This window comes from Gemmobacter sp. (genome assembly GCF_046292685.1).
Classification (GTDB): domain Bacteria; phylum Pseudomonadota; class Alphaproteobacteria; order Rhodobacterales; family Rhodobacteraceae; genus Wagnerdoeblera.
In genome coordinates, this window is the sequence record NZ_JBKBQM010000034.1 from 24,514 (window position 1) to 37,561 (window position 13,048).

At 68.3% G+C, this 13,048-nt stretch carries 8 protein-coding genes and 4 pseudogenes; 9 read left to right on the forward strand and 3 right to left on the reverse strand.

Translation table 11 applies throughout. The features are described 5' to 3' along the window. Positions 1-46 precede the first annotated feature (46 nt). Both ACK4S2_RS10635 and ACK4S2_RS10640 read left to right on the forward strand, forming a co-directional pair. Positions 47-256: a hypothetical protein gene (locus ACK4S2_RS10635; protein ID WP_409623868.1), complete on the forward strand. Its 210-nt coding sequence runs from the start codon at positions 47-49 to the stop codon at positions 254-256. A gap of 60 nt (positions 257-316) precedes the next feature. Continuing rightward, positions 317-1,116: pseudogene (locus ACK4S2_RS10640) on the forward strand (transposase); the annotation flags it as partial. Positions 1,117-1,237: 121 nt separating this feature from the next. On the opposite strand, the pseudogene ACK4S2_RS10645 reads toward ACK4S2_RS10640, so the two are convergent. Next, positions 1,238-1,654: pseudogene (locus ACK4S2_RS10645) on the reverse strand (transposase); the annotation flags it as partial. A gap of 213 nt (positions 1,655-1,867) precedes the next feature. After that, positions 1,868-2,929, reverse strand: coding sequence for a tRNA dihydrouridine(20/20a) synthase DusA (dusA, locus tag ACK4S2_RS10650; protein WP_409623883.1), 1,062 nt, complete (start codon positions 2,927-2,929; stop codon positions 1,868-1,870). Between the two features lie 249 nt (positions 2,930-3,178). Between dusA and ACK4S2_RS10655 the strand changes: the two are divergent. The 7 genes and pseudogenes from ACK4S2_RS10655 (at position 3,179) to glp (ending at position 12,414) form a co-directional block, all read left to right on the forward strand. Continuing rightward, a pseudogene (locus ACK4S2_RS10655) lies at positions 3,179-4,296 on the forward strand (IS3 family transposase). Positions 4,297-4,450: 154 nt separating this feature from the next. Next, a complete protein-coding gene (locus ACK4S2_RS10660; protein WP_409623870.1) occupies positions 4,451-5,323 on the forward strand; it encodes a PhnD/SsuA/transferrin family substrate-binding protein in 873 nt (290 codons plus the stop codon). Next, positions 5,320-6,744: a sensor histidine kinase gene (locus ACK4S2_RS10665; protein WP_409623872.1), complete on the forward strand. Its 1,425-nt coding sequence runs from the start codon at positions 5,320-5,322 to the stop codon at positions 6,742-6,744. The genes ACK4S2_RS10660 and ACK4S2_RS10665 overlap by 4 nt, the downstream gene beginning before the upstream one ends. Next, positions 6,737-7,939, forward strand: a complete 1,203-nt coding sequence (locus ACK4S2_RS10670; protein WP_409623873.1) for a sigma-54-dependent transcriptional regulator — start codon at positions 6,737-6,739, stop codon at positions 7,937-7,939. The genes ACK4S2_RS10665 and ACK4S2_RS10670 overlap by 8 nt, the downstream gene beginning before the upstream one ends. Positions 7,940-8,092: 153 nt before the next feature. Next, on the forward strand, positions 8,093-8,617 hold the full coding sequence (locus tag ACK4S2_RS10675) for an arsenate reductase (azurin) small subunit (protein ID WP_409623875.1): 525 nt from the start codon (positions 8,093-8,095) through the stop codon (positions 8,615-8,617). A 13-nt stretch (positions 8,618-8,630) separates the two neighbouring features. Continuing rightward, entirely contained in the window at positions 8,631-11,096 is a 2,466-nt protein-coding gene (locus ACK4S2_RS10680; RefSeq protein WP_409623877.1) for an arsenate reductase (azurin) large subunit, read from the forward strand. A gap of 61 nt (positions 11,097-11,157) precedes the next feature. Further along, entirely contained in the window at positions 11,158-12,414 is a 1,257-nt protein-coding gene (gene glp, locus ACK4S2_RS10685) for a gephyrin-like molybdotransferase Glp (protein WP_409623879.1), read from the forward strand. Positions 12,415-12,910: 496 nt separating this feature from the next. Here glp and ACK4S2_RS10690 read toward each other — a convergent pair. Then, positions 12,911-13,048, reverse strand: a pseudogene (locus tag ACK4S2_RS10690) (IS630 family transposase); the annotation flags it as partial.

Here is a 13,048-nt window from a genome sequence, read left to right on the forward strand (position 1 = left end):
ATCCGGCATCATCGTCGCGGATACCCCCGAAGAAAGGAGCCCCGCCATGACCGAGCCTGTCGCCCCGCCGCGGCCCGTGCCGCCGGCCGCCGCCGAGCCTGCGGCCCCGCCGCACCGCCCCGACCCGACCGGGCATCTGCAGGCCAAGCTGGCGCCGCCGCAGGTGCTGCCGCCGCGCGCCCCCGACCCGCCGGAACCCACCGATGCCGCCCGCCGCCGCGTCGGGCCGGCAGGGGCGCTGGACCGGCTGCTGTGACGGAAGGCTGACCCTATCCCTCGAAGGGACAGGGCACCGGCAAAATCAACCACCTGCCGGTCTCGCCCGCCGGCGGGCGCTTGGCCCCACCTCTGGCTCGACGCCACCTGTGTGACGGTGCGTCAGGGCGGACGGATTGCAAGCCGTGCCGTGACGGTGGCCGTGGCAGTGAACCTGGACGGCAAGCGTGACGTTCCGGGCATCGCCACCGGCCCCTTCCGCGCCCAAGACGTGCCTGACCGGGTTCCTGCGGTCTCTGGCCGACTGCGGCCTGCGCGGGGTCAAGCTGGTGATCGCCGACAACCACAAGGGGCTCCGCGCCGCTGCCCGGCGGGTCTTCAACGCAACCCGGCAGAGGCGCCGCGTTCACTGGGTGCGTAACGCGCCGGCACATGTGCCGGCCAGGCAGCGCGCCGCGGTGGCGGAGATGCCGAAGACGATCTTCGCCCGGGAAACCAAGGCCGAAGCCGAGGCCCGGTGGGAGACGCTCGCCAACGCATCGCGCGAGCAGGTCGAAAAGCCTGGCATCTTCATGGATGCCGCCTTCGACGACATCCGCGCCCAGATGGACCTCCCCCGCGAACACTGGGCCCGGATCGCGTCCGGGAACCCGCTCGAACGGGTGAACAAGACGATCAGGCGCCGCTCCGACGGTATGGGCCTTCGTCGGGAATTCTGTCCGCTGGACTGAACTCCTCGCCTCCTCACTCTCCGGCGACGACGCCATCATCCGCCTGTTCGGGGCGCTGATGCCGGAGAGCAACGACGAATGGACCGTCGCGCGGCGCTGCCCGAGCCTTGAAACCCTCGCCCGCGTCACCGAAATTCCGACCGCCAGCTTGCCCGCCGTGGCGACCTGACCAGCTGCGGGCCTAACCGGGGAACGGCGCCCTTGCACCCTCCGGCGGGGCACTATCTCCCACAAGGGCGAACGCTGCCACAAGGCCGAAGGTCGCGGTCGGCGATCCGCCGGCCCGCGCCCGGCGGGCTACCCGGCAGGGCCGCCGCGCCCATGTCGTCGCCGACCTGGCCTGCGGCCATGCCAAAGCAGAGCGGGCATCGCCTCGCCTCCGTCACCGCATGCAATCTGATGGTCGGCCCGCCCTTCGTCGGCCCGATCGCACAGCAGCGCCGGTCGTCGGCCCCCGTTCGGCGGCAAATCGGTCCACAGGACCGATGTCCGATCCGCCTCGCTCGCCCGCGGGGCTCGAGGCCGTGCGATGCGCCTTCGGCGGACCATGTCCGGCCGGGGCGTCACGCCACCGCAAGCCATTGCGATTGACGCAGGTCACACCGCTCCATGCACGCCGGTCATCGACCCGCGGTCGGCCTTGGCTTCTCGGAAAACGGCCGCAGGCGCTCCATCTGGTCCTCGGTCCACCGGAACAGGTTCCGCATCATCGCCCCCGTCAGGTCGGGGGCTTGAAGCCCGCAGGCCTGGACGCATCAAGGCGATCAAGAGCCTTGCCAGGCTCTGGACCGGCGGCCGGCGCGAGGGCTGGCGGCGGCGTTCCGCCAGAGGGATCGAGGGCGCGAGGGCTGGCGGTGCGGTCGGCGAAATGTGTTGACGATTCGTAAAAGCGGCCGCGCAAGCCGTTGATTTTTATGGGGTCAAACCCTGTCCCTCGCAGGGACAGGCGCGGGGCGGGCGGGTTCGGCCGGGGCGGGCGGGGGCGTTTGGGCCGCGATTCGCGGTTGGGCGACGGCCGCCAGGGCGGCATCGTAATCGGCCAGCCCGGCGCCGGGGCGCCCGCCCGCCTGCGACAGCAGGCGCCGCCAGGCCCGCGCCCCCGGCCGGCCGTGGAACAGCCCCAGCATGTGCCGCGTCACCTGGTGCAGCCGCCCCCCGGCCGCCAGATGGCGGGCGATGTAGGGCCGCATCGCCTGCGCCGCCTCCTCGGGAGTGGTCACCGGGTCGGGCGCCCCCCACAGCGCCGAATCGGCCCCCAGCAATACCGCGCAGGGGTCGTGATAGGCGGCCCGCCCGAACATCGCACCGTCGAGCCCGGCGGCCAGCAGCGCCGGCACCTGCTCGCGCCGCTGCAGCCCGCCGTTCAGGCAGATTTCCAGCGCCGGAAACGCCGCCTTCATCGCCAGCACCAGGCCGTGATCCAGAGGCGGGATCTCGCGGTTTTCCCTGGGGCTCAGGCCTTGCAGCCAGGCCTTGCGGGCGTGGATCACGAAGTGGCGCACCCCCGCGGCGGCGACGGTTTCCACAAACCGGGGCAGCACCTCCTCGGGGATCTGGTCATCGACGCCGATGCGGCACTTTACCGTGACAGGGCGCGGCTGGGCCGCGATCATCGCGGCCACGCAGTCGGCCACCAGGTTCGGGCTTTCCATCAGCACCGCCCCGAAGCACCCCGACTGCACCCGGTCCGACGGGCAGCCGCAGTTGAGGTTGATGGCGTCGTAGCCCATGTCCGCCCCGATCCGCGCCGCCTGCGCCAGCTGCGCCGGATCTGAGCCGCCCAGCTGCAGCACCACCGGATGCTCGGCCGCATCGAACCCCAGCAGCCGCGCCCGGTCGCCGTGGATGACCGCCGGGGCGGTGACCATCTCGGTCCACAGCTGCGCCCGCCGCGACAGCTGCCGGTGAAAGGCGCGGCAATGGCGGTCGGTCCAGTCCATCATCGGAGCGACCGAAAGGCGGTGCGGTTGATCCTTGTCCATGTCCAGCAACTTCGTTCCCTTCACGCCACCGGCCCCGGCGCCGGGCTGCGCCGTGATACCACCGAAGGCGATCCTCCGCGACCACCGACTTTGCCAGGACCGTGGCGTGCTTCCGCAGCGCCTTGCCTGCAGCCAGCCGTGCCCCGGGAGGTTCCTCCCCAGGGTCACGGGGATGCGAAGGTGGAATTTTCTCGGCAAGAGGGACGAGGAGATTCCGATGAAGAAAGCCGTTTCACCAAAGCCCAGATCATGGGCGTGCTGCGCGCGGCGGAGGGCGGGATGCCCGTTCCCGAGCTGTGCCCCGCGCACGGGATCAGCAGCGCGACGTTCCGGATTGAGCCTGGTTCGAGCCCGACGGCGAAAGCGCACCAGGTGTGGTGGCATGGATTCCTCGTTGGTGAGCCGGATGAAGGCGCTTGACCACGAGAGCCGGCGGCCGAAGCGCATGTTCGCCGATCTCGGCATGCCGGCAGACCTGCTTCGCGAGGCTCCTGGAAGAAAGTGCCGCGGCCAGCTCAGCGCCGGGCGCTGGCCCGGAAGGCGGTAGCGACGAAGGGGGGCAGCCTCGCGCTGGCCTGCCGGGCGTTTGGCGTCAGCGAGACCTGTTTCCGCCATAGCCCGAAGCGAGACGAAGCGAACGCGCTGATCGCCGATTTGCCGGGCGGGCTGACCAATGTACACAAGCCTTGGGGGTTCGCGCTGTGTTTCCTGCACCTGCGGAACGTCAAGGGGCACGTCTGGACCCACAAACGCGTCCACCGGATCCACTGCGAGCCGGAGCTGAACCTGCGGATCAAGCCGCGGCGCAGGCGAAAGCGCGAGAAGCCCGAGGAATTGGCGAGCCGGATGCCACGAACCTGGTCTGGTCGATGGATTTCATGGCTGACCAGCCGGTGGATGGGCGGCAATTCCGGCCGCCGAATGTGCTCGGCGACTTCAACCGCGAAGGCCTGGGTATCGAGGTTGATTTCTCGCTCCCTGCAAAGCGTGTCGTCCGATCCCTGAACCAGATCATCGAATGGCGCGACAAGCCATTGGCGATCAGGGTGGACAACGGCCCCGAATATGTCAGCTCAACGCTGACGATCTGCGCAGAGAAGCAGGGCATCGCCCTGACCTGCATCCAGCCCGGCAAGCCGCAGCAGAACGCCTGTGTCGAGCGATACAACCGCCTTCGCCATTGGGCTCGAACCGATGGCGCCTGCAATGGCGCACTCCGGCATGAATGGCTGGACCTCTACATCTTTGAAACCATCGAAAAGGTGCAGCAGATCGCCACCGACTGGCTGCGGACCTGCAACAACCAACGCCCCAACACGGGCACCGGCGGCGTCACACCCGCCATGAGGATGAAAACGGCCGCGTGAGTTCTACGGTCGCACCCCGCGAAAACGGCGAGGATGGCCGGTTGATGGCGAAGATGATGGGCCGGACATCGGACCTTCTCCAACACGATCCAGATACGTAGAATAGTCTTGCCGCCCGGTCTGGCCGCCAGCTCGGCCTGTCAAGGACGGTCCGTTGTTCCAGAGAATCCTCGCAATGCTGCCTACCCGCCGCGCTTTCCTTTGTTCTTCTGTGGTGCTGGCCGCCGGGATGGTGGCGGCCCGCACAGCAACACCCTTCCGCTTCGCCCTGACACCGGTCTTTCTGGACAACGACGCGGCGGTGCTGTCGGCACTCCGGGCAGCATTGGCATACGGCCTCTCCAGAGAGGTCGAACTCGTGCAGCGCCGGACCTATCAGGAGATCACGGGCGCGCTTCTGGACGGGTCTGTCGATGCCGCCTGGACCTGCGGCTACCCCTTCCTTCAGCACCGCGAGGCGCTTGCGATCCTCGGCGCCCCGGTCTGGCGCGGTCAATCGCTCTATCAGTCCTATCTGATCGCCGCGGCCGACGACCCGGCGACGGGTCTTGCCGATCTTGCGGGCGGGCTCCATGCCTTTTCCGATCCCGACAGCAATTCGGGGTTTCTGGTCACCGCCTCTGATCTGGCACGATCGGGGCAGACGCCTGACAGCTTCTTCGGTCGCACCATGTTCACCTTCGGCCATCGCAATGTCGTGCGTGCCGTCGCGGGTGGGCTGGCACGATCCGGCAGCGTGGACGGCTATGTGTGGGAGACGCTGGCCGAGGCCGAACCCGAGCTCACGGCGCGGACGCGCGTCGTCGCAAGATCCGAATGGCTCGGGTTTCCGCCATTCGTCGCACGAACGGATCGCCTGTCCGAACCCGGCATCGCGGCCTGCCGGGAAACGCTTCTGTCACTTGGGCAGAACACCGCCGGGCGCGAGGCGCTGGGCCTTTTGCGGCTCGATGGGGTCGAGGGCGCGGAACCCGGGCTTTATGACGGCATCGCCGCGCGCATGGCTGTGTTGGGCCGGTTGCGATGAGGGTGGCGTGGTTCCAGAAACTGCCCGTTACCGTTCGGGTGCCGCTGGTCGTGGCCGGGCTGATGGTCGCGCTTGGTGTTGTCGCAAGCCAGGGCGTGCTGGCGGTGCTGGGTAGCGTGCAGGACGCCAGGCTGCGCGAGCTTACCAGGCTGCATGTCGAGGGGCTGTCAGTGGCACTGGGCCCCTTCGTGCTGCGTCAGGATGTCTGGGAAGTCTATGACCTCCTTGACCGGGCGCAGAAGGCGGGTGACGGGCAGCGGCTGCTTCTGACCCTCGTTTCGGATACCCAGGGGCGGGTTCTTGCCGCAACCGATCCGCGCCGGGCACCTGTCGGAAGCGACATCGCCCGGTTCATGGTCGATGCGACGGCGCCCGAGGCCGTGCGCATGACAGGCGACGCCGTGCTGCGTGTCCTCGCGCCGCTCCTCTACCAGGGTCGGGACGTCGGGCGGATCGTGACCGAGCTAGATGTTTCCGACCTCCTGGACGAACGGCGGCACATCGCCCTCTGGCTGCTGATCGGCAATGCGGCGGCGACGGCGCTTCTGGGTCTGGCCGGATGGCTGGTCGTCTCTCGCCTGCTGCGGCCCCTCGGGATCCTGGTGCAGGCCATGGGCGGGGAAACCGGCGTGCCGCATGCGATCCCGGAAAGCCGGATACCGCGCGCAGACCCCGGACTTACCCGGCTGTTCGAGACCTACAATGCGATGACCGCCGCCGCCGAGGCGCGGGCCGAGGCCGAGCGCCGCCTTGCCGCCCGCGAGCGGTTCGTGAGCCTCGGGCGGCTGTCGTCGTCGCTCGCGCACGAGATCAACAATCCGCTGGGCGGGTTGATGAACGCGGCCGACACGATCCTGAGCTATCCCGACCGGTCCGACGTGGTTCGCCAGTCGGCCGGATTGATACAACGCGGGCTGGCACATATGCGCGACGTGAGCCGCGCGATTCTCGACCACAACCGCCTGGACCGCAGCGAGCAGCCGCTTCGGAGCGAAGACTTCGAGGACTTGCGCCTGCTGTTCGGGCCGGAAGCCGCCGCGCGCGGCCAGACGCTCGACTGGCGCATCGCGGCGGATGCGGAGGCGCTTGGCCGCCACCCCGCGGCGCCGGTTCGCCAGGTCGTGCTGAACCTCCTGCTGAACGCCGGGGTCGCCGCCGGCAAGTCCGGCCAGGTCGCGCTCGATGTGGGCAGCGACGCGCATGGGCTGCACCTTCGGGTCTGCGACAGCGGCCCGGGCATGGCGGCAGACGATCTGGCGCGGCTGATGGCCTCGGGCCCGCTGCCGCCGGGCGGGGGCGTGGGTTTGCGGCTGGTGCATGATATGGTCGAGCGTCTCGGAGGATCCATCAGCCACCAGCGGACGGCGGACATGACCGTGATCGTCGTATTCCTGCCCCCAGGGAGGGAAACCGATGCTTGAGGGGCGCCTGATCGTCCTGGTGGAAGACGACGAGATCATGGGTGCGTCGCTGCAGCAGCGGCTGACCCTGGAAGGAGCCGAGGTGCAGTGGCACCGCCAGTTGGCCCGCGCCGTCCCGGCGATCCGCACGCCACGGCGGACGGTCGATGCGGTGATCTGCGACATCCGGCTGCCCGACGGCACAGGGGAGGAGCTTTTCCACATCCTGCTTCGGACTGCCACCCCGCCGCCGTTCCTGTTCGTCACCGGCCAGGGCGATGTCGCGCAGGCGGTGCGCCTGATCCGCTCGGGCGCGGCCGACTACATCACGAAGCCTTTCGAGATGAAGGGCTTCCTCGAAAAGCTTGCCCTCGTTCTGCGGCCCCTCGACAAGGGCGGTCTGTTCGAGCAGACCGGCATCAGCCCTCAGGCCCGCGCCGTGGACCGGCAGGCGGCCGAGGCCGCGCAGGCGGATGCGCCGCTGCTGATCCGCGGCATGCCGGGTCTGGGCAAGGCCCGCCTCGGACGGCTGATCCATGCGGCCTCGGACCGCCGCGCGGCCCCCATCGTGACGCTGGACGCCCTGCGCGACAGCGTGGACACCGGACAGCTGGCCCGTGCCCTCGAGGAGGTCGGCGAGGGCACGCTGCTGATCGTCGGCATCGGTCGCCTGCCGAAGGCGGGACAGGACCGGCTGATGGGCGCGCTGCGCGCTGCACCCTTCCGGCTTGTCGCAACCGCCGGGACACGCCTGCGGGAAAGGGTCCAGGCCGGGGGCTTCCGTGCCGATCTTCATGACCTGCTCGCGGCGCACGCCATCGTCATCCCGCCTCTGGCCGAACGGCCCGAGGATGCGCTGTGGCTGACGCATCGGCTGTTCGACAACCTCAACGCGGGTCGCAAAAGCGGCCTTGCGGCAGCGACCGAAGCCGCGATCCGCGCCCATGACTGGCCGGGCAACGGGCGCGAGATGCGCGCCCGCGTCGCCCGCGCGATCGAGGCGGCCGAGGGCGCGCTGATCCTGCCTGCGGACATGTTCCCCGAACAGGCGGGGCAACCCGAGGTGCGCCCTCTGGCCGAAGTGCGCGACGCCGCCGAGCGCGCGCATATCCTGGCCGTTCTGGACCGGACCGGGGGGCAGATCGCCGAGGCCGCGCGGCTTCTGAAGATTTCGCGCACGACCCTGTGGGAGAAGATGCAGAAGCTGGGTCTCTGACCGGCCCTGCCGCGTTCGGATTTCCGAACGCTGAAAAAAACGGCGAATAATCATGGGCTAGCCGCATCGCAGCATGCCATGGCATGCCGTCGCAGACGTGCTCTCCTCCAACTAGACTGCTTGCAACTGTTCAGTGAGGGAGCAACCCAAGCCATGAAGTGCAACAGGTTGGTCGATGTCGGCCGCCGCCAGTTTCTGCGCGGAAGTCTGGTCGCCACCGCCGGTGCAGCCGCGGCGACCGTTGTGGGAACCGGGCAGGCGCAGGCGCAGAAGGCGCTGGCGCTTGTCGAGTATCCGGCAAACCGTCTGGCAAATCTGGCCGATCTCAAGGTCAACATGCCGATGGACATCGCCTATCCCGATGCCGACAGCCCCGGCGTGCTGCTGAAGCTCGGCCAGGCGGTCGAGGGCGGCGTGGGGCCGGACGGCGATATCGTCGCCTTCTCGGTGCTCTGCCCGCACAAGGGCTGGCTGCTCAGCTACAACGCCGGCGACAAGACCCTGAACTGCCCCGGCCACCATTCGCGGTTCGACTGCGAGGCCGGCGGCCAGCAGGTCTGGGGCCACGCGACGCAGAACCTGCCGCAGTTCAAGCTGCGGGTGGACGAGAAAGGCGACATCTACGCCGAAGGCGCGGACGAGCTGATCTACGGCCGTCTGTCCAACGTGCTGGCCTGAGGGAGGACGAACCATGGCTTACAAGCGTCAAGTCGGCCGCCTGCCGATCATTCCCGCCGATGCGCAGGAACACAACGTCACCTGCCACTACTGCATCGTCGGATGCGGCTACAAGGCCTACACCTGGCCGGTGAACCGGCAGGGCGGCACCGATCCGTCCCAGAACAAGTTCGGCGTGAACCTGGCCGAACAGCAGCCCATCGACACCGAAGCCTGGTATGCGCCGTCGATGTACAACGTCGTCAAGCAGAACGGCCGCGACGTGCATCTGGTGGTGAAGCCGGACGTGAACTGCGTGGTCAACGGCGGCCTCGGCTCGATCCGCGGTGCGCGCATGGCCGAGAACCGGCCATCGAAGGTCACGGGCACGCAGCAGCAGCGCCTGTCCGACCCGCTGGTGTGGCGCAACGGCGTCTGGCAGCCGACCTCGTGGGACGATGCGCTGGATCTGGTGGCCCGCGTCACCGCCCGCGTCATCACCGAAGGGTCCGAGGATGACCTGGTGGTGTCGATGTTCGACCACGGCGGCAGCGCCGGCGGCTACGAGAACACCTGGGGCACCGGCAAGCTCTATTTCGAGAGCATGAAGGTCAAGAATGCCCGTATCCACAACCGCCCGGCCTATATGTCCGAGGTCCACTCCAGCCGCGACATGGGCGTGGACGAGCTGAACTACGCCTACGAGGACTATCAGCTGACCGACACGATCTTCATCGTGGGTGCCAACCCGATGGAGACGCAGACCAACCTTTACCTCAACCACATGGTGAAGGGGCTGCAGAACGGCGCGCGGATGGTGGTGATGGACCCGCGCCGCACGCTGACCGTCGCCTCGTCCGAGCAGTTCGCCGGCAAGGACAACGTGCTGCACCTGGCGATCAAGGAAGGCACCGACGTCGCCGCGCTGAACACGATCATGACCCATATCGTGGATCAGGGCTGGACCGACAAGGACTTCATCGCCGCCTCGACCTATCAGGACGGCGTCGCCGTGCCGCAGGACGAGGCGCATCCGGCGAGCCTGGGCAGCCTCGAGCATGCCATGCAGCAGATCCGCATGTCGCTGGCCGAGGGCGCCGAAATCTGCGGCGTGTCGGCCGACGACCTGGCCCGCGCGGCCGAGTGGATCGCCAAGCCCAAGGACGACGGCAGCCGCCGCAAATGCGTGATGGGCTACGAGAAGGGCATCATCTGGGGCAACGACAACTACCGCGCCGTGGGCGCCCTGGTGAACATCGCGCTGGCCACCGGCAACATCGGGCGCGAGGGCGGCGGCGTCTGCCGTCTGGGCGGCCACCAGGAAGGCTACTACCGGCCCTCGGATGCCCATGTGGGCCGTCCGGCGGAATACATCGACCAGTTCCTGATCCGGGGTCTGGGCGGGGTGCACCACATCTGGGCCTGCGACCACTACAAGACCACGCTCAACGCCTCCGAGTTCAAGCGGGTGCACAAGCGGCGGTCCGACATGGTCAAGGACGCGATCGATGCGGCCGCGGGCGGCTCCCGCGAGCAGGTGGTCGATGCGATCATGGGCGCCATCCGTATGGGCGGGCTGTTCGTGGTGGACATGGACATCATCCACAGCCAGATCGGCCAGAACGCCCATGTCATCCTGCCCGCCTGCGAATCGAACGAGATGAACCTCACCTCGATGAACGGCGAGCGGCGCCTGCGGCTGTCCGAGAAATACATGGACCGCTGGGGCAACTCGCGCCCCGACTGCCTGATCGCCGCCGGGATTGCGCAGAACATGGAGCGCGTGCTGCGCGAGATGGGGCATGACGCCTATGCCGACCAGTTCAAGGGCTACGACTGGGCGACCGAGGAAGACGCCTTCATGGACGGCTACCACAAGGGCAACCCGGAAGTGACCTACGAGCGCCTGCGCGCCATGGGCAACAACGGGGTGCAGGAACCGGTCGTGGGCTTCGAGAACGGCCAGCTTATCGGCACGCCGCGCCTTTACACCGACGGCCGCTTCACCCGGCACGGGCGCGAGGACGGCAAGGCGCTGTTCTGCGCCTCGGGCTGGCGCGGCTGGCAGGCGCCGGGCAAGGCGCGCGAACAGGCGGCGCACCGGTTCTGGATCAACAACGTCCGGGCCAACATCTTCTGGCAGAACCAGTTCCTCGATCAGAAGAACGACTTCATCCAGGACCGCTACCCCCACCCCTTCGTCGAGATGAACCCCGACGACATGGTGGAGCTGGGCCTGAACCCGGGCGATCTGATCGAGATCGTCAATGCCAACGGCGTGACCCAGGGGATGGCCTATCCGCTGCCCACCATCAAGCGCAACACCGTGGCGATGGTCTTCGGCTCGCCTGCGGGTAGCCAGGGCAACGTGGTGAACCCGGGTGTGAACGAACTGGTGCTGCCGGACTACAAGCACTGCTGGGGCGACATCCGCAAGATCTCGAACGCCACGGCGCAGACGGCCGGCATCTCGTTCAAGTCGCACGAAGTCGTTCTGTAAGGTGCCCGACCGAACCCGCTCCCGGATCGGGGGCGGGTTCATTTCTTTCCGGGGGGAAAAGATGGCCGAACCGCTGACCTGTTCCGCCGGCAAGTCCGGGCCGACCTTGTCGGTCGATGCCGCGCGCCTGCGCGCCGTTGCGGTGGCCGCGCCCGTCGCCCAGACCGAGGTCCTGCCGCTCGACATGGCCTGCGGGCGGGTGCTGGCCGCGCCGGTGGCTGCGGCCTCGGCCCTGCCGCCTTTCGACAATTCGGCCATGGATGGCTATGCGCTGCGCCTGTCCGATCTGGCGGGGGCCGGGCCGTGGGAATTGCCGGTCAGCCAGCGCATCGCCGCCGGCGACCGTTCGGCCCGGAGTCTCGCCCCCGGAACCGCCGCCCGCATCTTCACCGGCGCCCCGATCCCGGAGGGCGCCGATGCCGTCGTGATGCAGGAAAACGTCACCCGTCGCGGCGACCGGATCGTGCTGTCCGCGCCCTCCCGGCCCGGCCAGAACATCCGCCGCCGAGGCGAGGATCTGGCCCTCGGCGCGCAGGCGCTGGCGGCCGGCGTCGCGCTGACCCCGCCGCGGCTGGCGCTGCTGGCGGGCAGCGGCGTGCCGCAGGTGGCGGTGCGGCGGCGCGTGCGGGTGGCGATCCTGTCCACCGGCAACGAGCTGGCCGAGCCGGGCCACCCGCTTGCCCCTAGCCAGATCTACAACTCGAACCGCGTGATGCTGCGCGCCACGCTGGCCCGTCTGCCCTGGGCCGAGACGACCGACCTCGGGATCCTCCCCGACGATCCGCAGGCAATCCGCGCCGCAATAAGGGCGGCGGCACAGGGGAATGACGTGGTGATCTCCTCGGGCGGTGTTTCCGCAGGCGAGGCGGATCACATCCTCGACGCGCTGCGCGCCGAGGCGGCGGAACTTGACGTGCTGAAAGTTGCGATCCGCCCCGGCAAGCCATTGACCGTGGGCCGTCTTGGCGGTTCGCTCTACTTCGGCCTGCCGGGCAACCCCTACGCCGCCGCGATCACCTTTGCGCAGATCGCCCGGCCCGCCTTGCGCAAGGTCGCGGGCCTGACCGAGGCGCCCGATGCCTGGCTGCCGGCGGTCGCCGGCTTCACCTACCATCGCACCACCGGCCGGCGCGAATATGTCCCCGTGACATGGGCGCGGCGCGACGCCCTGGGGCGCCCGGTGCTGGAACGGCTGGGGCAAGGGGCCTCGGCTTCGCTGTTCCCCATCGCCTGTGCCATGGGGATTGCCGTGATCCCGCCGGACCTTTCGGTCATCCATCCCGGCCAGCCGCTGCAGGTCGAGGTGCTGGGCGAGTGAACCCGGTTCTTGCAGCCATTCACGCGCGCCGGTAGGTCGGCCCGCGGCACCTGACGGGGCCGGATCTGACGGGTCAGGAACTTGCGACGCTGGCCGCAGTGAACCGCCTCGGGTATCCGAGAGGTTTCTTTGTTCAAAACCTACGCGGCTTTTTCGAGGGTGTTCATTTGTGCGTGGAACGCCTCCTCCACTTCTTGCGGCGGCCTATGTCGCTGGTGTAATCGGACTGGTGTTCGCGATACAGACGAACGCCGCGCTCGCGGAACTCGGCCGTGTATGTCGGGGTGTGCTTCTTCTTCGCTTCAATAAGGGTCATCCTTTGACAGTTTTATCCTCTCGGATACCCGGGGCGGTTCACTCGACAACGGGATCCCGCAAGAGATGGGTTCATGCCCGCAGGTCTCCATCGCAGATACCAGCTAGACTCGCGGTCAGCGCGCCAGGTGTAGTCTTTTTGTCAACGCAGCCTAATTCATGGAGTTAGCGCGTTTCCCGATCATTGTGGTTCATAGGCTGCTGCGGTGAAGAAGTTGGCGCTCTCCCCGGGGGTGATGAGATCGACGAGCCGTCCGATGGCGTCCCAGAGGCCCGCAACGGTTCGCTCGGCCGCCTTCCGCAGGAGCGCCTTGAGCTT

What these genes read in the sequence shown, in the direction of transcription:
- ACK4S2_RS10635 (WP_409623868.1), top strand. Translation starts at nt 47, where the DNA reads ATGACCGAGCCTGTCGCCCCGCCGCGGCCCGTGCCGCCGGCCGCCGCC.
- dusA (WP_409623883.1), bottom strand. Translation starts at nt 2,929, where the DNA reads ATGGACAAGGATCAACCGCACCGCCTTTCGGTCGCTCCGATGATGGAC.
- ACK4S2_RS10665 (WP_409623872.1), top strand. Translation starts at nt 5,320, where the DNA reads ATGAGGGTGGCGTGGTTCCAGAAACTGCCCGTTACCGTTCGGGTGCCG.
- ACK4S2_RS10670 (WP_409623873.1), top strand. Translation starts at nt 6,737, where the DNA reads ATGCTTGAGGGGCGCCTGATCGTCCTGGTGGAAGACGACGAGATCATG.
- ACK4S2_RS10675 (WP_409623875.1), top strand. Translation starts at nt 8,093, where the DNA reads ATGAAGTGCAACAGGTTGGTCGATGTCGGCCGCCGCCAGTTTCTGCGC.
- ACK4S2_RS10680 (WP_409623877.1), top strand. Translation starts at nt 8,631, where the DNA reads ATGGCTTACAAGCGTCAAGTCGGCCGCCTGCCGATCATTCCCGCCGAT.
- glp (WP_409623879.1), top strand. Translation starts at nt 11,158, where the DNA reads ATGGCCGAACCGCTGACCTGTTCCGCCGGCAAGTCCGGGCCGACCTTG.